Annotated in this window: 15 protein-coding genes; 7 read left to right on the top strand and 8 right to left on the bottom strand. The window is 44.1% G+C overall.

The features are described from left to right. Positions 1–790: 790 nt before the first annotated feature. From QUB77_RS26550 to QUB77_RS26535, 4 genes are all read right to left on the bottom strand, one after another. On the bottom strand, positions 791–3,265 hold the full coding sequence (locus tag QUB77_RS26550) for a phosphoketolase family protein (RefSeq protein ID WP_333178941.1): 2,475 nt from the start codon (positions 3,263–3,265) through the stop codon (positions 791–793). Between the two features lie 466 nt (positions 3,266–3,731). Then, positions 3,732–4,166, bottom strand: coding sequence for a hypothetical protein (locus QUB77_RS26545; protein ID WP_333178943.1), 435 nt, complete (start codon positions 4,164–4,166; stop codon positions 3,732–3,734). Between the two features lie 7 nt (positions 4,167–4,173). Beyond that, positions 4,174–5,463 carry an AAA family ATPase gene (locus tag QUB77_RS26540; RefSeq protein ID WP_333178946.1) on the bottom strand — a complete coding sequence of 430 codons (1,290 nt, stop codon included), beginning with the start codon at positions 5,461–5,463 and terminating at the stop codon, positions 4,174–4,176. 536 nt (positions 5,464–5,999) lie between these two features. Beyond that, on the bottom strand, positions 6,000–6,242 hold the full coding sequence (locus QUB77_RS26535) for a hypothetical protein (protein WP_333041742.1): 243 nt from the start codon (positions 6,240–6,242) through the stop codon (positions 6,000–6,002). A gap of 429 nt (positions 6,243–6,671) precedes the next feature. Here QUB77_RS26535 and QUB77_RS26530 point away from each other — a divergent pair, with 429 nt between their 5' ends. After that, positions 6,672–6,905, top strand: coding sequence for a hypothetical protein (locus QUB77_RS26530; RefSeq protein WP_333178949.1), 234 nt, complete (start codon positions 6,672–6,674; stop codon positions 6,903–6,905). A gap of 186 nt (positions 6,906–7,091) precedes the next feature. Here the strand turns inward: QUB77_RS26530 and QUB77_RS26525 are convergent, their stop codons facing one another. From QUB77_RS26525 to QUB77_RS26515, 3 genes are all read right to left on the bottom strand, one after another. Next, the gene (locus QUB77_RS26525) at positions 7,092–7,295 is read right to left on the bottom strand and encodes a hypothetical protein (RefSeq protein WP_333178952.1); all 204 of its coding nucleotides are present in this window, start codon (positions 7,293–7,295) and stop codon (positions 7,092–7,094) included. Positions 7,296–7,349: 54 nt separating this feature from the next. Continuing rightward, on the bottom strand, positions 7,350–7,760 hold the full coding sequence (locus QUB77_RS26520; RefSeq protein WP_333178955.1) for a hypothetical protein: 411 nt from the start codon (positions 7,758–7,760) through the stop codon (positions 7,350–7,352). A gap of 331 nt (positions 7,761–8,091) precedes the next feature. Further along, complete coding sequence (locus QUB77_RS26515) at positions 8,092–8,409, bottom strand: hypothetical protein (protein WP_333178957.1); 318 nt, start codon at positions 8,407–8,409, stop codon at positions 8,092–8,094. Between the two features lie 166 nt (positions 8,410–8,575). On the opposite strand from QUB77_RS26515, the gene QUB77_RS26510 reads away from it, so the two are divergent. The 3 genes from QUB77_RS26510 (at position 8,576) to QUB77_RS26500 (ending at position 9,709) form a co-directional block, all read left to right on the top strand. Then, positions 8,576–8,935, top strand: coding sequence for a helix-turn-helix transcriptional regulator (locus QUB77_RS26510; protein ID WP_333178958.1), 360 nt, complete (start codon positions 8,576–8,578; stop codon positions 8,933–8,935). 62 nt (positions 8,936–8,997) lie between these two features. Then, entirely contained in the window at positions 8,998–9,357 is a 360-nt protein-coding gene (locus QUB77_RS26505) for a DUF433 domain-containing protein (protein ID WP_333178960.1), read from the top strand. A 4-nt stretch (positions 9,358–9,361) separates the two neighbouring features. After that, positions 9,362–9,709 carry a DUF5615 family PIN-like protein gene (locus QUB77_RS26500; RefSeq protein WP_333178963.1) on the top strand — a complete coding sequence of 116 codons (348 nt, stop codon included), beginning with the start codon at positions 9,362–9,364 and terminating at the stop codon, positions 9,707–9,709. A gap of 171 nt (positions 9,710–9,880) precedes the next feature. Here QUB77_RS26500 and topA read toward each other — a convergent pair whose 3' ends face one another. Continuing rightward, positions 9,881–12,607 (bottom strand): type I DNA topoisomerase, encoded by a 2,727-nt coding sequence (topA, locus tag QUB77_RS26495; protein ID WP_333178966.1) that lies wholly within the window; start codon positions 12,605–12,607, stop codon positions 9,881–9,883. Between the two features lie 483 nt (positions 12,608–13,090). Between topA and QUB77_RS26490 the strand changes: the two genes are divergently transcribed. From QUB77_RS26490 to QUB77_RS26480, 3 genes are all read left to right on the top strand, one after another. Beyond that, complete coding sequence (locus QUB77_RS26490) at positions 13,091–13,762, top strand: VOC family protein (protein ID WP_333178969.1); 672 nt, start codon at positions 13,091–13,093, stop codon at positions 13,760–13,762. Between the two features lie 170 nt (positions 13,763–13,932). After that, positions 13,933–20,742 (top strand): AAA family ATPase, encoded by a 6,810-nt coding sequence (locus QUB77_RS26485; protein ID WP_333178972.1) that lies wholly within the window; start codon positions 13,933–13,935, stop codon positions 20,740–20,742. Beyond that, positions 20,739–22,115, top strand: coding sequence for a response regulator (locus tag QUB77_RS26480; RefSeq protein WP_333178974.1), 1,377 nt, complete (start codon positions 20,739–20,741; stop codon positions 22,113–22,115). Before QUB77_RS26485 ends, QUB77_RS26480 begins: the two co-directional genes overlap by 4 nt. Positions 22,116–22,273: the final 158 nt, after the last annotated feature.

The following is a 22,273-nucleotide window of genomic DNA, read 5'->3' as shown; positions in this document are numbered from 1 at the left end:
TCAGCTCCGAGTTAACCATTTTTCTTCATTTTACATCATCTTGCATTTGTCTCACATTTATTTGAAATGACTATAATTCCATATCTTGTAGGGGCGGGTTCACCAGTATTCTCAAATTCAAAGCCAACAAATTCATAAACCCGCCCCGCCCATATCAACAGTAATCGACCGGACACGATATAACAGGGCAAGAACACCAATCTCAATCAATTAATTTAGGTAAAAATAATAGTTGAACGGGTTTAAAAAACCAGCACTGGGAAGCAGACCAAAAGAAAGTTTGAACGTTTCTGTGCTGAAGGGTCAGATTACAGGTAAGCTGTTAACTCCCGTAAGGAGATCGAGATGGAAAAGCCCTGCTAAGATGACTTGTTGACTGCGAGTGATGAGTGTACGTCCTTTGCAACAAAAAAGTGCCAGCACGAGAATTGTGCCAAATGGTAGCAAAAGGCTGAGCAAAAAAGAGTGAGTAATTCTTATTTCTTGATAATTAACGGTTAACCGCAAAGGCGGATGCAATAACAATTAGCCAGCCCAACCAATACCTCTTGTTATGTGATGTTGGCTGCTTTTCGACAGAATACGCCCACATAGCAGTTAGACTGTGACCCAGGAAAAAGACATTCTTATTCTCTATAAACGTTATGCCAGTTTAACGCCAGCATCCGATCGCGCATCCCCCTCACTTCACTGCGTCGCCCCACTAAGATGACCATTACGGCAGATTTATTCTAATACAAATGGAATCCCGTCGGGACACGGCATTGCCGTGTCCCTACCCAGAATATCGCTAGCCCGGTGCACCCGATCGCACGGTTTGATCGGGTGTCGCCGTCGGATCTTTCGTTTCCTGCGGCGCTTCCGGCGAAACCGGGCCCGCATACGGCCACTTCCAGTCGCGGACTTCCGGCATATCATCGCCGTGTTCGTTGATATAGTGCCTGTGTTCGATCAGCTTGTCACGGATAGCTTGTTTGCCGTAAGCTGCGACAGAACTCAGTTTTGGAACGCGATCGAGTACATCTCCAACCAAATGGAATCGATCGAGGTCATTAATCACCACCATATCAAACGGCGTCGTAGTCGTCCCCTCTTCCTTGTAACCCCGAACGTGAATATTCGGGTGATTTGTCCGGCGATAAGTCAAGCGGTGAATCAGCCAAGGATAGCCGTGAAAAGCAAAAATCACCGGCTTATCTTTCGTGAACAAAGTATCAAAATCCTTGTCAGACAAACCGTGGGGATGTTCGCTAGCAGGTTGCAGCGTCATCAAATCCACCACATTCACCACCCGCACTTTTAAATCAGGATAATCTCGGCGCAGAATATCAACAGCAGCCAAAGTTTCCAGCGTCGGAACATCACCCGCGCAAGCCATCACCACATCCGGTTCGCCACCTTTATCGTTGCTGGCCCACTCCCAAATGCCGATGCCGGCAGTACAGTGTTTAATCGCAGAATCCATATCCAAATACTGCAATGCCGGCTGCTTCCCTGCAATAATCACGTTGACATAGTGGCGGCTGCGGAGACAGTGATCCGTTACTGACAGCAAAGTGTTCGCATCCGGCGGCAAATAAATCCGCACCACTTCCGCTTTCTTGTTAATTACGTGGTCGATAAAACCCGGATCTTGGTGAGAAAAACCGTTGTGGTCTTGCCGCCAAACGTGAGAAGTTAGCAGGTAGTTGAGAGAGGCGATCGGTCGGCGCCAAGGAATATCGTTAGTAGTTTTCAACCACTTGGCGTGTTGGTTGAACATCGAATCGATGATGTGAATAAACGCCTCGTAACAAGAGAAAAAGCCGTGGCGTCCCGTCAGCAAATAGCCTTCCAGCCATCCCTGACATAGATGTTCGCTGAGGACTTCCATCACCCGGCCGTCTGGGGAGATGTGGTCGTCTTCGGGCAAAATTTCTCCCGCCCACACCCGGTTCGTCACTTCAAACACCGGATCGAGGCGGTTTGAGGCCGTCTCGTCGGGCCCGACAATGCGGAAATTGGCGTTTTCCTGATTCAGTTTCATCACGTCTCGCAGGAAGCGGCCGGCAACGCGGGTTGCTTCTGCCATTACAGTGCCCGGTTTTTGCACGTCAACGGCGTAGTCCTCAAATTTCGGCATTTTCAAGTCTCGCAGCAGCAGGCCGCCGTTAGCGTGGGGATTTGCCCCCATGCGTCGAGATCCCTTGGGTGCGAGTTCCGCCAATTCGGGAATTAACTTGCCGTTTTCGTCGAAGAGTTCTTCCGGCTTATAGCTTTTCATCCAATCTTCCAGGAGTTGGACGTGTCCCGGCTTAGAAGCCATTTCCGAAAGTGGGACTTGGTGCGATCGCCAATAATCCTCAGTTTTCTTACCGTCAACTTCCTTCGGGCCCGTCCAGCCTTTGGGAGTTTTCATCACAATCATCGGCCACTGGGGACGACCGGAATAGCCCTCTGTGCGGGCTTTTTCCTGAATCGCCTTAATTTCGCCGATCGCAGTATCGAGAGTTGCAGCCATCAACTGGTGCATGGTTTCCGGGTCTGAACCTTCCACCCAATAAGGTTTGTAGCCGTAACCGACCATCAAACTTTCCAATTCCTCTTGCGGAATGCGGGCCAACAGCGTTGGATTGGCAATTTTGTAGCCGTTCAAGTGCAAAATTGGCAACACGGCCCCGTCCCGAACCGGGTTGAGAAACTTGTTAGAATGCCAGCTAGCAGCCAGCGGGCCGCTTTCGGCTTCCCCGTCGCCGACAACGGCCGCCACAATCAAATCGGGATTGTCGAAGGCCGCCCCGTAAGCGTGGACGAGGGCGTAGCCGAGTTCGCCGCCTTCGTGAATCGAACCGGGGGTTTCCGGGGCGACGTGGCTGGGGATACCGCCGGGAAAGGAGAACTGTTTGAACAGCCGTTTGATACCCTCTTCATCTTGGGAAATGTTCGAGTAATATTCGCTGTAAGTGCCTTCGAGATAGGTGTTGGCGACCAAGCCCGGCCCGCCGTGTCCGGGGCCTGCGATGTAGATGGTGTTGAGGTCTTGGGCTTTGATGATGCGGTTGAGGTGAACGTAGATGAAGTTGAGGCCTGGAGTGGTGCCCCAATGTCCGAGGAGTCTCGGTTTGACGTGTTCGATTTTGAGGGGTTCTTTGAGTAGGGGGTTGTCGAGGAGATAGATTTGTCCGACGGATAGGTAGTTTGCCGCCCGCCAGTAGGCGTTCATTTTGTGTAGTTCTGAGTCGGAAAGCGGCTTTAATTGCGGGATCTCGGTTGTTCCTAGCATCATCAGCGATTGACTCCTAAGTTGTGCTTGTTTTGTAAAGTGCGATCGATAAGTGCGATCGATATTAATTTTTTATCTGTGACATTTTGTCTTTAAACTCCATGTCTTCCACACCAACTATTGAATTCTAGCTCGTTTATGTCTCCATAAAAGTTTAAATCAATGTTAATTTATGGCTAAACATCGCACAATTTCGAGGGAATAAAGGTGGAAAGTTTCGGGGATCAAGGAATTAAGCAATATAAAATAGGATTTCCACAAAACTTTTCGTAGAGTGTGCACTGTGCACCTGATGCGTATGTGCTGCGTGTGGGGGGATGTGTTGTGCAAGTCCCCAAAAAGATACTTCTCAAGGTAGAAGTGATAATGATTTATATGTGAATTAAATTTTATTTATGCATGCGAATTGTCCGCTGACTCCTTTTCTGCTAAAGTTTTGTATGTTCGTCATATCAAAATTCTCGTTAGTTTAGCTTATGGACGTACTTAAATCATACTCATCTTGAATATTCTTGATTCGGAAACTAGCATTAAATTTTTTCTTAAACTGACTTTGTAGCTGTTGTATACTTGTTGTTTGTTTTGGCACACGTGTAGACACGACAAAACATAGCTTCTTAATCTTTTGGGGATTTGCCGAAAGTAAATTAATAGTTGATTCTATTTGTTTAACCGCCTGTGCAATATCGCTTCCTTTCAACTCTACATATATTTCTACTGCATCAGAAGGAATGAGTGCGTAGTCGCAACGCAAAGTCTCATTGTCACTAATAACGCAGCCATCAACCTTAATTTTTAATATTTCGTCTTTATTCGGGTTGAGGAACGTTATTTTACTTTTGTTCTCCTGCAAGACAATCTTGGTGTCGGATCTACGTTCCTCACACTCGGAAAGACTTTTCATATACGATTTAAACTAAGTTGAGAAGTTGATCGAATTCAATAGCTAGTTCATCAGAAACAGAATCAATGACTCGCGCATCAATCAACCCAGTATCAGGACACACAATACTATTGCATTTTCCCTCGCTCAAAACATAGGCTGAGAGATCGTCAACATCTAATGATTTGTATCTAGATACAATCTTTTCTAGTTGATGTTGTATATCTTCACTGGACTCTTGATAAAGAAGCCCAGCCTGGAGTAGATTATTAAGTGCTGTCAGGACATAAGGACTATGGGTAGTTATAAAGAATTGAAGTTGCTTTTTGCGAGTATTAAAGACAGTAGCGATCAACTCGACAATATTACGCTGTGCGCTTGGAAATAAATGCGCTTCCGGCTCCTCAATATACACTGTATGACCGACTGGAGGGGAAGCTAGTAAAGGTAGTGCAGCTAGCATAATTGTCAGAGGCAATGTTTCCTGTTGACCGGAAGATGAGTTCGCAATACTAATACGTCTTCCATCTGCCACCTCCAGAAAATCTTTGCCTTTTTCCTGTATATGCTTACCACATAAAGACTGCTCTATTAGCCTGTTTATTTCCTCTAGTATATCTTTTGTATATTTAGGTTCAAGGTAAATATTATATTTTATACGCAATTTTTTTATCGTTTCGTAGGTTGAGCCAAACGATCTTAGAAATGGATCTAAGGTATTATTGCTTGAAAGAAAAGAAAAAATATTGCTCTGAAGATTAGCGAAAAATGAGCGGCCAGCAGGAATAAAAAGCTGATTGAAGGCTGCCTCTCGACCAATGGAGCTGCCTAAACTTTCTACTAAGTGATCTTTTAAAAATTTATGGCCAAACAATGAACTATTAATAATATTATTACTCAAAGTTATTTCAGAGCTTTCCTCTCTTGCTTTTTTGAGTAAATTGCGTAGGTCTGCCAATTGTTTCTTGAAAAAATCTGAATAGCTGAGGGAAACTCTACCTTTGGTATCCTGTTTTCTACTAACTTCTATAAAAACATTGGAAATTTCATACCTGATGAAAAAATCTTGTTTTCCCCAACAATCTGGAGGAAAATATTCCTCAAACGTCTTGGAATAGTTTGAATCTAGATTGCGTTTTGTCTGCTCATTATTTACAACCGATAAAATTTCCCATACGAAGTTCTTAAAATAAAAAAGGAGTTTAGCGCAAACACTTTTACCGCTGGCTTGAGGACCAATAAGTATATTTATTCGTTTGATTTCAATCTCCAAATTCTTGATGCCAGCAAAGTTTCTAACTATTAATTTTTCAGCCATAATTGAAATCAAGTATGCTAAGGGCTTGTGTCATCTTAACATACCAATTTAATTTTTATGGTTAAAGTTGTCTCTTTTGTGTTAATAAACCGAATTAGTCGCCCTAGGAAAAACCTCAAACAACTCTCATTAAATATCAAGATGGATTTATACCAGTTGTACCAACATACTTTTGAATTACCGCAGTTTTTTCGTGAAAGTCGATCGCCCATATCGCCTTTGTGGTCGCTGAGGAGATTTTAGACCCACGTGCGGTTATGGATAGGGGAAGGAATTACCGAAACCCTAAAATAATACCATTTTTACAAAGTTTGGGTAGAAAATAAGTGTTGGGTTTGTTTACATCGCCTCTCGATCGCACAGGTGCGGATCTGTGAAATTGTCGATATGCTGCGTTAGGGGTTGTTCATGGCGGCGCACCCTACGACTACTTAGCCGATGCCAAAAACTAAACTCAAGCAATCTCAATCCGAAAATCACTGCATCGGTTTGATTGCTGGCTAGATGCCATCGCCGATATTTCCCGCTAAAAAAACTTAGGAGGCGACTAAAACAGGACTCTCTGAAATCCGGCAAACATTGGACACAGTTGGCTGGTGGGCAACGACTCGCACTTCGTGAGGATAGCGGGGACGCGGGTCATTTTCTAACCAGATGGGCGGTACCATCATCACTTCATAGTAAGCGATCGTATGCAAAACCCCTGGCTGGGACTTCAACTCCACTGTTAAGCCCGCTCTGTACTCAAATGCTTCTTCCCAGTCTAGGTTTCCATTCATATCCATATTCATATCCATAGCGATCGCGTCTCTTAATCTTGTTTCTTTTGTCCATTGTAGAGCGCTACATAAAACATTGGGTACTTTCTGTTGCTTAGGATACAATTTGTAACCTTATATATACGTTTCCTGACAATTAAACAGAGAAGAGCAATTGTCAATAAGTAAATAGGATGATTTTGCTGGCGGGTGACAAGTAAGCCTAAAAGCTAGGCTTGAGAAGAGTTTGAGTTGAGATGTCTCAAAAACAATAGGGGCGATCGAACCCCGCAGACGCTGATGAGACAAAGGAAGAGAAGAGAATTTTAAGGACTGAAGTCATTACTACAAACCTATTTTTGCCATGTGGTGCAGTGTTTTATAAATAAAGAAACCCAGTTTTTTTGATAAACCGGGTTTCGGGATGAGTGAAAACTCAACTAATTTCAGTTGGTTTTCTTCTTAGTTGCTGTCGCCGTTTTTTTAGCAGTTGTTTTCTTCGTCACAGTCTTCTCAGTTGCAGTTTCCGGTTTTACCGCAGCAGTTTTAGTTGGCTTCTTCGACTTGCTGCTAGTTTTTCCCCCGCTGCTGCTGCTGGCGGGGTTATACGGGCAGTTTGTCGATCGCACATATCGCCTTTGTTGCGGCCCCGGAGATTTTAGACCAGCGCGAGGTCAGGGATAGGGTGGGTAGTGCGATCGATCGCGCAAATGATATCAAACTGACTAATTTAACTAAAATGAATACCCTCGTCAGTGCAAATTATGTAAAAAAGAGCGATCGCCCTTTCATCGAGATACTGAAAAAAGTGCGATCGCTCTTTTGTCGGGGATTGAAAAAAAGGCGATCGCTTTTTTATCCCTTCATTATCTACCAACGGCCTTCTGACTGTTGTTGGAACATACTTTTTGCAAGATCCAGTATATCCTGGTAGCTCATGTAGTCTTCTAAGCGTTCATGTAGATCTCTTCGCTCATCTTTAGTTAGGTTGAGTTTTTTAACCACTTGCTCTACTTTATCTTTTGCTGACGCACGATTCTCTGTGCGATCGTCTTTCATTGGCTTGTTTGACATTTTATCTCTCCATTTCTTAACAAAACTCAGAACAAATTACTGCACCATCCGAGCCTATAACTCCTCTTCGTCTTTAGACCCGCCAGAGCCAAACAACTGATCGGCTTCAAGGTTGGACTTGAAGTTTTTACAACGCTGTTTTATTAAATCTTCAAACGCTCCAAGCCTTCCCAGTTCTTTACCGCTACCAACTTTAACTGTAATCCCATTGAGTAAATCTTCCATTGTTATTTCTAACCGACCACAAAGACTAAAAGCCTCTCTTGTTTCAGGGTGATCTGAATTTATCATACTTCCGAAAATTCTGGCTCTCATAATGCCTTGTTTGCGGGCAATCGTTTCCTCTTCAGGTGTCAAAGTTATCTTGATATATGTTTCGTAGTAAGCTCCTCCCAAAGGTCCTTTTTTCTCTGTACGGTCAGCGGAAAACTTCATAATTAACTCCTGTAGAATAATATATTTCATGTTGTTAAACCAAAAATATTTGATAATAACAACTGTTTTCTACCTTTTCTGGCATAGAGTGAGATAAAACTGGACTTATCTCACACTGTACTCAATCAACAAAAATCGTTTAGATATAGTACCCCTTGCCCTTACACTTTTGGCAAACTGCCTCTCTAACAGCTTTTTCAGGCTTTATTTTTCCTGTGCCGCCACACGAAGGGCATTTTTTTCCATCTTTTGCTTCAAAAGCATTGGGGTCTCTTATATCAGGGGGTTTCTCATTTGCCATGATGTAGCTCCTGTAATTGTCGGCTGACTAATTGATAGAAAATAAAGCAGGTATCGAATCCTAATGATTCGTTTTACCGTGTCGTCCGCTATACTCGATACAAGTAGTACAAGCCATAGCTGTTTGAGAAGAATTATCCCAAACCCAACCGACAGGTCTACCGTTAGAAACTTCCGGTTCAGAAACATGATGAAAAGATACTTGTAGATTATCCTCTACGGCTACCATCCCTGAAGGAAGCGGGGCAAAGTCACCTGTTTCTGGATCGTGCATATGTGGCATGAACACACCTAAACCATATTCAGATAACTTCTTCAACATCTCTTGCACTTCGGGTGTAGCAATTGCCTGTTGAGCTTTTTCAACTATTTCGTTCATTTCACTTCTTCTCCACAAGGTTTCTGGTTTGTCCGCAAGTCTTCCGGCTCGCTAGAACTCATCGGAATCTTTAATTACACGATTATCGTATAACAATTGATTTATCGTATAGATGTTTCTTAAGGAAAAATATAGGATTTCATTGTTCTTTACATGATTTCCTGATATGGCGTTCTCCCTTGGCAAGCGCCTCAAGGCTACCCGCGAAGCACTCGGACTAACCCAAGAGCAAGTTATTGAGCAGTTAGAGCTGCGCTACGGGATAAGCCTGAGCCAACAAGCCATATCGTGTATCGAAAACGGCAAGCGCAAAGTAGACGCCGAGAGGGAGCTACCCGCCTTCGCTGCCGTGTACGGCAAACCTATCGATTATTTCTACGAAACTCTGGAATTGCCCGCCGCATCCCCAGCCGCACCCACACCCAAGCGCCGCTCAGCAGTCACCGTTGACATGGAAGCCCTTACTCACCGCGATAAGCTAGAACTAGCAGCAGAATTAATTCACAACGTTTTGCAAGAAACCTAACTAATAGGGATATCGCCCTACAATATTCAATACATACATAATTCATAAATCAAATAAGCTCTATGACAATCCCAGAATTAGAAGCGCAACTTCTTGCCTTAACGCCAGCAGAGAAAGCAGAGGCAATTCGCATCTTAACCCAGAGTCTCAAAAACAGCGGACGCTCTATTACAAAAACTCCCGGCGTGATGGGTGGCGATGCTTGTATTGACAATACTCGCATTCCCGTTTGGTTGCTCGCAAGCTATCGCAATGACGGCGCTACCGATGCTTTTATCCTAGATTGCTATCCCCATCTGAGTGCCGCTGATTTAGTAAATGTTTGGGCTTATGCTGAAGCTTACCCTGACGAAATTGAGGAAGCAATTAGACTGCAAGACGAGGCAGACGAGATTTTAGATACACCTGAAAATATCCAATAAACCTATGGCGCGTATCTATGCAGACGAACACTTTCCCCGGCAAGTCGTGCAAAATTTACGCTCTTTGGGGCATGATGTCTTGACTGTTCAACAAGCAGGAAACGCTGGACTGCCTGATGAGAATGTATTAGCATTTGCGATCGTTGAAAATCGGGCTGTTTTGACTGTCAATCGGCGCGATTTCTTTCAACTCCACAAGCTGCAACCTGACCACTGCGGTATTATTGCTTGCACGCGAGATGACGATATTGCTAGACTGACGGCTAATATTAATGATGCGATATCTATTGCTGAAACTCTGACGGGAAAAGTGATTCGAGTTTATCGATCGGGGCCGCCGTCTATATCTTAATTGAATTCAAGAAACTTTATGCCCTACTACACTCCAGCCGAATTTTAAGGACTGAAGTCCTTACTACAAAACTAAATTTGTGCAGTATTTTACCAACAAAAAAACCGGGCGGGCACGGGGCACCGCCCCTACACCGTCCGGGTTTCTCTATGGGTGAAAACTAAACTAAATTCAAGTTGTCTTCTTCTTAGTCGCAGTCGCAGTCCCAGCCTTCTTAGTCGTGGTTTTCTTCGCCGCAGTTGTCGTCTTCTTAGCAGTAGTTTTCTTCGCCACAGTTTTCTCAGTCGCAGTCTCCGACTTCGCCGCCGCAGTCTTAGTAGACTTCTTCGACTTGCTGCTAGATTTACCGCCTCCCGCTGCTTCCTTCGTTGCTAACAATTCCAGTGCTCTTTGTAAGGTGAAATTCTCCACAGATTCATCCTTGGACAAAGAAGCATTGATATCGCCGTGTTTCACGTAGGGGCCGTAGCGACCATCGTAAACATTGATCGGTTCTCCCGACTCTGGATGCGCGCCCAATTCCTTCAAAGGTGTCGCTGTTTTGCTGCGGCCGCGGGCGGCTTTCGGCTGCGATAATAACTCTAAAGCCCGATCGATCCCTATAGTCAAAACATCATCCGGCGGCTTGATCGATCGATAATCTTTCCCCACCTTACCCTGGTCATGCACCACATAAGGCCCGTACATCCCCAAATTAGCTTGCACCTTCGCCCCCGTCTCCGGGTGAGTGCCCAACAACCGGGGTAAAGTCAACAAACTCACAGCCATATCCAGCGTCACGCTATCCTTATCCGTCCCCTTCGGTAAAGAAGCCCGCTTCGGTTTCTTGTTCGTTTCCGAAACTTCCCCTAACTGAACGTATGGCCCGTAACTGCCAATCAGCACATAAATCGGTTCCCCAGTTTCCGGGTGAAGACCCAATTTTTCCGGGCCTTCGGTTTTTTGTTTTAACAGAAACTCCACTTGTTCCGGGTCTAAATCTGCCGGCGTCAAGTCTTGGGGAATCGATGCTTTTACCAAGCCTTCTTCGCTTTCAGATTCCAGGTAGGCGCCGAATTTGCCGATGCAAACTTTGGCTGGCAAATTCTCCAATACCACAGTTCGGGCCACTTTCGCATCAATGTGACTTTCCTGTTCCTTAACTTGGGTTGCGAGCCCGGTTTCCCCTGTATAAAACTTTTGCAAATACGGCAGCCATTTCGCCTCGCCGGTGGCAATTTCATCGAGGGTTTGTTCCATCCGGGAAGTAAAACCGGTGTCTACTAAATCGGGAAAATGTGTTTCCAATAAAGTAGTGACAGCGAAAGCGGTGAATGTCGGAATTAGGGCGTTAGCTATTAATTTCGCATATCCCCGATCGACAATTGTACCGATAATACTCGCATAGGTACTCGGACGGCCCACACCTTCGCTTTCCAGCATTTTGACCAGAGAAGCTTCCGTGTAGCGGGCGGGAGGTTGAGTTTCGTGCCCAACTGCCTCTAAATCCTTACAATTAGGTTTATCCCCCACCTTCAGCGCCGGCAAAATCACCTCTTGGTCTTCCAACGCCGCATTCGGATCGTCGGAACCTTCCACGTAGGCGCGCAAAAAGCCCGGAAAATCAATGCGTTTGCCGCTGGAACGGAAACCGGCATCTTCTACCTGAGTTAATACAGTGACGTGAGTTTGGCGGGAATCGGCCATTTGAGAAGCGACAGTCCGCTTCCAAATCAAATCGTACAGGCGGAAATCAATCCCATCCAATCCGGTTTGCTGCGGAGTCCGAAAAGTGCTGCCGGCAGGACGGATAGCTTCGTGGGCTTCCTGCGCGCCTTTGCTTTTCGTCGTATATTTGCGCGGTTGGGGGCTGAGGTATTCGCTGCCGTAAAGTTCTTGCACGCAACTGCGGGCCGCTTCTATTGCCTGTTCGGACAAATGCACCGAATCCGTCCGCATATAGGTGATAAAACCGCGTTCGTAGAGACCTTGGGCAATTCGCATAGTTTCCCGCGCACCCAGCCGCAGCTTGCGGTTAGCTTCCTGCTGCAAAGTCGAGGTCGTAAACGGCGGCGACGGTTTGCGGGTGACTGGCCGTTCTTCGATATTGCCGACAGTCCAGGGTTTGTTTTGAATGCGTGAAAGTAAAGCCCGCGCCTGTTCTTCATTCAGCAAAAGTACGCGGCGGCCGGAGATAATTTGCCCGGTATTTTCATCAAAATCGCTGCCGTTTGCAACTTTTACATTGCCGACAGTCACGAGTTTGGCATCAAAGGAAATCTTGCCCTTTTCCAAAAAAGCTTTTAAATCCCAGTAACTACCTTGGCGGAAAGCGCGGCGTTCCCGTTCCCGGCGCACCAAAAGCCTGACTGCGACTGACTGCACTCTACCTGCTGACAAACCCCAAGCGATTTTTTTCCACAGTAACGGGGAGAGTGTGTAACCGACGAGTCTGTCGAGAATTCGGCGAGTTTCTTGCGCTTGTACTACTCGATTGTCGATATCGCGGCAGTGAGTCAAAGCGTCGCGGATAGCTTCGCGGGTGATTTCGTGAAACACCATCCGCTTGATGGGCACTTTGGGTTTGAGGATTTGCAGCAAATGCCAGGAAATGCTTTCGCCTTCCCGGTCTTCGTCAGTGGCTAGTATAAGTTCTGTGGCGTCTTTGAGGGCGTCTTTTAGTTCTTTAACAATTTTCTTTTTATCTTTCGGGATGACGTAGAGGGGTTCAAAGTCTGCCTCCACGTTTACGCCCAGTTGCGCCCATTTTTCTCCTTTAACCGCTTCTGGTATTTCTTCGGCGGAGGATGGTAGGTCGCGGACATGGCCCATCGATGCCTCTACACGGTAGGTGGAGGGCAGGAAGTTGCGGATGGTGCGGGCTTTGGTCGGAGATTCGACGATGACTAAGGTTGACATGGCATCTTTTAAATGTGGATGGCAGCGCAGCTAGAGGGTCTAAGTTAGAGAGTTTAGGTCAGATGTCAAGGCTTCTTTCAACTTTGGGCGATTATTTTCAAACTACCTTAATTTTTAAGTTATTGCCGATCGGGTGGCAGGTGACAAGCTGATGGGATTTTACTGCTTTCGGGGCAGAGGCTGCGAATCGCCTCTCTACAAGATGCACTCCTTGGATGACCTGACTTTAGCAGAATTGTCGCTAACTGGATGTTGAGACTGCTGGATGCGGGCGGATGGTTCCTCAATCTGGTTGTAACTTGAAGGTTGGGGCGATCGATTTTAGATTTTAGATTTTAGATTTTAGATTGGGAAAGATTTACTGAGTATAGGTTTTGGACTTTGGTACAGTACGCTGTGCAGCATCAGCGTGGCGATCGGAAAAAAAGCAATCACAGAGGATTAAAATTACTTGAGCGATCGATCGATTCTCTGAACAATGCTATGACATTTGAATTTGACCATCTTTTCATCCTTACTGATATTGGTGGTTCGGAAGCTAATCGTTTATCATCCTTCGGTTTAGTTGAGGGTGGATCTCGCATTCATCACGGACAAGGTACAGCCAATCGCTGTTTCTTTTTCCATAACGCAATGTTGGAATTGTTATGGGTTCACGAGCCAGAAGAGGCGAAGTCTGAGCCAATTCATCAGACTCGTCTTTGGGAGCGATCGACAAATCGGAATAATGGTGCGTGTCCATTTGGCATCTGTTTGCGTCCAGCCAAAGGTTCTGAGGACACAGTTGCATTTTCAAGTTGGGCATATCGTCCACCTTATTTATCTGAAACGATGAGTATAAGGGTGGCAACAAATAGTGATGTTTTGACTGAGCCCATGCTTTTCCAAATTTCCTTTGGTCAACGTCCAGATCAATACTCTACCCCGAAGTCACAGCCTTTGGATCATGGTGTTGGTTTCCGGGAAATTACTCGTGTAGAATTAGTCAGTCCTGCTGCTAATAATCCGTCACCTGAACTTCAAGCAGTGCTTGAGACAAATCAATTAAAGTTGCGGATAGGAACCGAGTATTTTGTCGAGCTTGGTTTTGATGGAGAAGTGCAGGGACAACAGGTAGATTTCCGACCGGGATTGCCGCTTATTATCAGTTGGTAATCAAAACCTGTAAAACAATTAATAATATGGCTTCAGTATCCAACGAACTGCGAGCGTTCGTACAGAACGCCCACTGACAAGTGCAGGAACATTAGAGGCCATTGAGAATTTACCAAGTTTGCTGAGTAAACTAGAGATATAGTAACCCCGAATTTATTGAGGACTGGACAATGGAGACAATCACTGACGTACCGGGGTATCGCATAACAGAACAACTCTATGCAGGATCTCGCACTCTAGTCTATCGAGGTATTCGGGAGTGCGATCGCACTCCAGTCGTCATCAAACTGCTGCGAAACGAATACCCCAGCTTCAGCGAACTGGTGCAATTCCGCAACCAATACACCATTGCCCAAAATCTCAACCTCCCCAGTATTGTTAAACCCCTAGATTTAGTACCTTACAAAAGCGCCTATGCTTTGATAATGGAGGACTTTGGAGGAGTCTCTCTGTCTACTTATATCCAGACCGCAACTGATAAAAACCAACCAGCTCAATCTAGATCTTTAGAAAACTTTCTCGACCTAGGCAGGAAACTAGCAGATATTCTTCACTCTTTGTACGAAAATAAAGTTATTCATAAAGATATCACACCGGCTAATATCCTAATCAACCCCGATAGCAAACAAATTAAGCTCATTGACTTTAGTATCTCTTCCCTGCTGCCGAAACAAACCCAAGAAATCCAGAATCCAAACATTATCGAAGGAACATTAGCTTATCTCTCCCCAGAACAGACAGGAAGAATGAATCGAGGCATTGACTATCGGAGTGACTTTTATTCCCTGGGTGTGACCTTCTATGAATTGTTGACAACACAGTTACCTTTCGAGTCAGAAGACCCAATGGAGTTAGTACATTGTCATCTCGCCAAACAGCCGATTCCGGTACATCAAATCAAGCCAGAAATTCCCATAGTTTTATCCCAAATTGTTAGTAAACTGATGGCAAAGAATGCGGAAAATCGCTATCAAAGTGCATTAGGACTGAAACACGATTTAGAAATTTGTCTGGCTCAATTACAAAACACTGGTAACATTGAAACGTTTGCATTAGGGACGCGGGATATTACAGACCATTTCCTCATCCCCGAAAAACTTTACGGGAGAGAAACAGAAGTTGAAACCTTATTAGCAGCCTTTGAGCGAGTCAGCAGGGGCAGCACCGAAATGATGCTAGTATCCGGTTACTCTGGCATTGGAAAATCCGCCTTAGTACAAGAAGTTTATAAACCAATTACTAAAGCCAGAGGTTATTTTATTGCCGGAAAATTCGACCAATTTCAACGAAATATCCCTTACGCGGCCGTTGTCAAAGCCTTTCAATCATTAGTCAAGCAACTCTTAACAGAAAGCGAAAATCAACTCAATACCTGGAAACAAAAAATATTAGCGGCAGTTGGCGCTAATAGTCAAATCATTGTAGATGTCATTCCTGAAGTAGAATTAATCATTGGCAAACAGCATACGGTACAAGAATTAGGCGCTAGAGAAGCACAAAACCGCTTTAATTTAGTATTTCAAAAATTCATCCGCGTGTTTTGTTCAGTTGACTATCCCTTAGTCATCTTTCTCGACGATTTACAATGGGCTGATGCCGCTACATTGAAATTGCTACAAGTAATGATAGCAGATGAACAAACGAACTATCTGTTTCTAATTGGTGCTTATCGAGACAACGAAGTTAACCCATCTCATCCTTTAATGATGACTTTGGATGAGCTGCAAAATCAAGGTGCAAGAATCGAGCGAATTACTTTAGCTCCATTACACCTTCACCAAATAAGTAACTTAATTACTGACACCGTGCGTAAAGACCAAAAATCAGCGCTCCCCCTAGCCGAGTTAGTGCTCAGTAAAACTCAAGGTAATCCTTTTTTTGTCAATCAGTTTCTCAAAACTCTCTATCAAGAAAATCTGCTGCGATTCAATTTTCAAGAAAGAAACTGGGATTGGGATATTTCCGAAATTGAATCAGTAGGTATTACTGATAACGTCATTGAATTGATGCTGGGCAAAATGAAAAAATTGCCAGAATCCACTCAGAAAGTTTTGCGTTTGGCTGCTTGCGTGGGTAATAGTTTTGACTTAAACACTCTTTCAATTATTAATGAGAAATCGTGGCTAGCCACGTTTCAAGAACTATTGCCAGCCATCCAAGAGGGATTAATCTTAACTACTTCTGAGTTAGGTGCTACCGAATCAGAAATAATTAACTCAGACTTGGTAATTACTACTTATAAATTTTTGCACGACCGCGTGCAGCAGTCAGGTTACGCTTTGATTGACTCAAAACTGCAAACAGCAATTCACCTACAAATTGGTCGCCTGTTACTGGCAAATATTTCTCCTGAGCGACGAGCAGAAAGAATTTTTGAAATTGCCGATCATTTGAATTCGGGTCGGCATTTAATCATTGATGCTCACGAGCAAATTGAACTAGCTATTTTAAATTTAACAGCCGCTCGCAAAGCCAAAGATGCAACGGCTTATGCTGCTGCCAGAGATTACTTAAAATTCGGTCGAGAAATTTTACCGGGCGATATTTGGCAAGACTCCTACGAACTAGCTTTTACGTTTCATAAAGAGTTGGCAGAAGCCGAATATTTAAACGGCAATTTTGAAGAATCAGAAGCTTTAATAGAACTGGCATTTGCCCGGGCAAAATCTGATCTAGAAAAGGCAGAAATTTACAACATTTTGATCGTCCAGTACACTCTGCTGAGTAAATATGAAGCAGCAGTTCAATCTGGATTAAAAGCCCTTCACTTGCTAGGCATAGACTTGGCCGAATATAATTTAAGCGAGGCGGTTAATGCGGAAATGGCGGCAGCTCAAGCTAACTTGGCAAACCAAGAAATTGCTTCATTAATTAATGCAGACAAGATGAAAGACCCGGCTCAACTAATGGCCATGCAATTATTGGGCAACATGGGGCCGCTAACGTTCTTTTCATCTCAAGAACTGTGGAAGTTGACTGTGATCAAAGCGATTAACCTTTCTCTCAAGTACGGTTTTGTTGCGGGAGGGTCTTATTGCTATTCATGTTATGGAATTATCCTGAATTCAATTGTAGGGGATTACCAATCGGCTTATGAGTTTGGCAGACTCGCTCTTACTCTGAGCGAAAATTCAAATAACTTGTCTCAAAACTGCCAAGATAGTGTGATATTTGCTAATTACTTAAACTGTTGGGTGAGACCGCTCAAAAGTACGGCTGAAATTAATAACGAATGTTATAAAGTTGGCTTGCAATCGGGCAATTTGCAATGGACGGGTTATAACCGGATGTTTCAAACCATTACCTATTTCTTCCAAGGTATGAATTTAAATAATCTCTTGGAAGATATTGCCAAGTCGCTCCATTTTTGCGAGCAAACTAAAAATTTATGGGCAATTGATATAATTCTTGCTAATAAGTCAGCAATTTTAAATTTGATGGGGGAAGATGATGAAATTAGCGAGAAACAGCATTTAGAAAATTTTCATGACCGTAAAAGTATGGCAGCGCTGTGCGAGTTTTATGTTTTAAAAGCGCAGACTTTCTATCTTTACGAACAGTATAGTGAGGCGCTAGAAGCATCGGAACGCGCGGCAGAGCTGCTAGATTATTTGATGGGTCATATTTCTAGTGCTCACCATCATTTTTACCGTTGTCTGATTTTAACCGCTCTGTATTCAGAGGTTTCTGAATCGGAGCGAAAAGATTACTGGCAGCAATTAGAAGCTAATCAAAAACAAATCAAAATTTGGGCGGATAACTGCTCGGAAAGTTTTGCACATAAATTCTGGCTAGTGGCGGCAGAAATGGCGAGAATTTCAGGTCGAGATTTAGAGGCGATGGATTTGTACGATCGCGCTTATTCTCAGGCTAGAGAGGGTAATTTTATTCAGAATGAAGCGCTGGCGGCGGAACTTGCTGCTAAGTTCTGGTTGGGGAAAGATAAAGAAGAATTTGCCCAAATCTATTTGACTAAAGCTCACTATGGCTACCAATACTGGGGTGCTAAACGTAAAGTTGAGAGTCTGGAGGAAAAATATCCCCAATTAATAGCGAAAACTTCAGGGAAGACAACTACTCAAACAAAAGTTAACCGCACAACGACTGCGACTACTAGCAACAATTTGGGTGAGACGCTAGATTTAGCTACGGTGATGAAAGCTTCTCAAGCGATTTCGGGTGAAATAGTTTTGAGTAGGTTGCTGGAAAGATTGATGAAAATTGCGATCGAGAATGCGGGGGCGCAAAAAGGTTTTTTGATTTTAGAAAAAGCGGGACACTGGGCGCTAGAGGCGGAAGGTTCGGTGAACGAGGATGAAGTTAGCGTGCTGCAATCGCTTCCTCTCAATCCAACAACAGCTTCTGGGGGAACCCCTTTGCTTGCAAGTGCGATCGCCAATTATGTGATTCGCACTCAGGAAAATGTGGTGTTAAGTAATGCTGCAATAGAAGGACAATTTACTCGCGATCCTTATATTGCTGCCACTCAACCGAAATCTATTCTTTGCACTCCTTTGCTGCACCAAGGTAAGCTGACTGGTCTTCTTTATTTGGAAAATAATCTGACTGAAGGGGCTTTTACTACCGATCGCCTAGAATTGTTAAAACTTTTATCTTCCCAAATTGCTATTTCCATTGAAAATGCTCAACTTTACGAGCAATTAGGCGAATACTCGCGAACGCTGGAATGTAAGGTTATAGAAAGAACGCAAGAATTGCAACAGGAAATGGCTGTCAGAATGCAGACAGAAAGAGCCTTGGGCAAGTCTGAAGAAAAGTTTTCTAAAGCCTTTCGTTCCAGTCCTAACCCGATCGCGATCGCCAGATTTTCAGATGGACGCTACATCGAAGTGAACGACAGTTTCCTCAGCACTTTTAGTTACTCTCGCGAACAGGTAATTGGTTTTACAGCAATTGAGTTGAATTTTTGGGTTAATTTAGAAGAATGTGACAGATACAAGCAGCTCTTGCAAGAATCAGGAGTGCTTCGGAATCAGGAATTTGATTTTTGTACTTCATCAGGCGAGGTGAGGAAGATGCTGGTATCAGCAGATATTATTGAGCTGGGTGGAGAAGCGTGTATTCTCTTAGTCATTAACGACATTACCGATCGTCAAAGGGTAGAAGAAGCGCTCAAAGAAAGCGAGGCTAAATACCGTGACTTAGTTGAAACATCGCAGGATATGATTTGGTCAGTTGATGTTGAAGGGCGTTATACCTTCGTCAACGCTGCCGTCCAACAGATTTTTGGCTACAGCCCTGAAGAAATGATAGGGCGAAAATTCAGTGAGTTTCAGATCCCTGAACAACTTCCCAAAGATAACGAGATATTCCAACGTATGCTGAATGGAGAGTCCGTATTTCAGTATGAAACCATACAATTAGCTAAACATAGTAGACCTATCAATCTCCGGTTTAATTCACTTGTAGTGCGGGATTCCGAGGGAAATATTCTAGGAATAACTGGCACAGCAAGCGATATTACGGAAAGTAAAAAAGCAGAGGCGGCATTACAAAAAGCCAAAGAAGTTGCAGATGCGGCTAACAAGGCTAAAAGCGAATTTTTATCAAAAATGAGTCACGAATTACGAACTCCCCTCAATGCAATTCTCGGCTTTACCCAAGTGCTGGCGCGCGACTCATCCCTTTCTCACATACAGCAGGGACAGATCGGCATCATTAGCCGTTCTGGCGAGCATTTGCTGACGCTGATTAATGACGTGCTGGAAATGTCTAAAATCGAGGCAGGTCGGATTACCTTAAATCCTACTAGCTTTGACCTGTATCATTTGCTCCATTCTCTCGAAGAAATGCTCAAACTCAAAGCTGATTCTAAAGGTTTACAGCTCAGTTGGCACATTAACTCTAACATTCCTCAGTATGTAAAGACTGACGAAAATAAATTGCGTCAAGTCTTGATTAATCTGTTAGGAAATGCGATTAAGTTTACTACGAAGGGAAGTGTAACGCTTCGGGTTGCAGCAATTAGTGCGAAACAAAAGTCCTTCATGGACAACGAACCACGGACTATTACGTTTGAAGTGGAAGACACTGGTTACGGCATTGCTCCTACTGAGCTAGATTCTCTATTTAAGGCTTTTGTGCAAACTGACGCAGGTCGGAAATCTCAAGAAGGAACAGGCTTGGGTTTACCCATCAGCCGACAATTCGTACAACTGATGGGAGGAGACATTACCGTCAACAGTACCTTGAATCGAGGAACAATTTTTAGTTTTGATATCCAAATTAGCTCCCCTGAGATGGCTGAAGTTCAACCTCGACAATCAAGAAGGCGGGTAATTGGTTTACAACCCAACCAACCCTCATATCGCATCTTGGTGGTTGATGATAAATGGGAGAGCCGTTTGCTATTGGTTCATCTTCTCGAACCGCTTGGCTTGGAGGTGCGCGAAGCAGTAAATGGTCAAGAAGCTATTAGAATCTGGGAAACTTGGAAACCTCACCTAATTTGGATGGATATGCAAATGCCTGTGATTGACGGGTATGAGGCCACCAGACAAATTAAAGCCAAGATTCAAGATGAGGCTACCGCGATTGTTGCGTTGAGCGCTAGCGCTTTTGAGGAGGAGCGAGCCATTGTTTTATCATCAGGCTGTGACGATTTTGTGAGCAAGCCTTTCCAAGAAGAAGTTATTTTTGCCAAAATGGCTGAACATTTAGGGGTACAGTATATTTATGAAGATTTACCGAACTTTACATTATCTCAGCTTGAGGGTCAAGACTTGAGTGTAAAAGAAGGGGAAAAAACTGAATTCTTGAGGACGACTTTAGCGGCAATGCCTGCGGAGTGGGTGAGACAGTTACATCATGGAGCTATCGATGCTGATGCGTACCTGATTTCAAGTTTAGTCGCCACAATCCCTGAATCAGATACTTTGTCTGCGGAGATTCTCATCGATTGGATTCATAATTTTCGATTTGATAAAATTACTGACTTAACAGAAAAATTTATCCCATGAACAGCCAGCAATTAGAATGTCATGTTGCCAATATTTTAGTGGTTGACGATACCCCAGACAACCTGCGTCTTTTATCCACTATGCTGAGCGACAAAGGATATAAAGTTCGGGGCGTAATAAACGGGGAAATGGCATTAAAAGCAGCGCGTTCAACCCCGCCAGATTTGATTTTGCTGGACATCATGATGCCCCAGATGAATGGCTACGAAGTTTGCAAACATTTAAAAGCGGATGGCAGAACTTCGGGTATTCCAGTTATTTTCTTGAGTGCCCTAGATCGAGTGTTGGATAAAGTCACAGCATTTACTGTGGGAGGAGTTGACTACATCACAAAGCCATTTCATTTAGAAGAAGTTTTAGCTCGTGTGGAAAATCAACTAACTATTCAGCGTTTGCAAAAAAAATTGCAAGATCAAAATGCGCGATTGCGGGAGTCGGAAGCTAAAGAGCGGGAGAAATCTCACCAGCTAGAGTTGGCTCTACAACAGTTACAACATACGCAAGCTCAACTCATCCAAAGCGAGAAAATGTCAAGTTTGGGGAATGTGGTAGCGGGGGTAGCTCACGAAATTAACAATCCGATTAGCTTCATTAAAGGGAACCTCTGTCCCATCAAGGAGTACACGGAAGATTTGCTGAGGCTGGTGCAACTCTACACAGAAGATTTTCCCAATCCCACAGCCGCTATCCAGGAACAACTGGAAGCAATCGATTTCACTTTTCTCAGGAATGACTTGCCGAAGCTAATTGGTTCTATGAGGATAGGAGCTGACCGAATCGAAGAAATAGTGCAATCGCTGCGGAATTTTTCGCGACTCGATGAAGCTGAGTTGAAAGCGGTGGATATCCATGAAGGGCTTGAAAGTACGCTGATGATTTTGCAGCATCGGCTGAAAGATGAAGCAGATCAAACGATAATTAAAGTGGTAAAAGAGTATGAGGCTTTGCCAAAGATAGAATGCTACGCGGGGCAAATTAATCAGGTTTTTATGAATGTTCTGACTAATGCGATTGAAGCGTTGCAATCCCCAAAACGTTGGGCAAATGATGTAGATGAGAGCAGCCCAATTCCTACTATTACTATTTGCACGAAGTTACTCTCCGACTTTCAAGTGGGTATTTATATTACTGATAATGGGCCGGGCATAACCGAAGATATTCAACAACGCATATTTGAGCCATTTTTTACAACGAAGAAAGTGGGTACAGGAAAGGGTTTGGGGTTATCGATTAGCTATACTATTGTAGTGGACGACCACGGCGGGCAGCTCCGTTGTTTTTCGATACCGGATCACGGGGCGACATTAGCCATCGAAATTCCGATTCATCCCTCTAAAGAATGTTTTTCTGAAGAAGATTTAGTCGGGTTATAAGCCACACTAAAATAAAAGCAGTCAAAAAGGGTGTAAAATCGTGAATTTTGTTTATTTAGGAGTCATATCATGTCCGAGCGATTAACCATAATATCCCGGTGGGGGCGGGTTTTTGAGATTGTCAATTATTGGCAGGTATTGTTGGTGAACCCGCCCCT

The sequence above is a fragment of the Microcoleus sp. AT9b-C3 genome, assembly GCF_036705485.1.
Classification (GTDB): domain Bacteria; phylum Cyanobacteriota; class Cyanobacteriia; order Cyanobacteriales; family Microcoleaceae; genus Microcoleus.
This window is presented reverse-complemented; position numbering and strand designations above follow the sequence as displayed.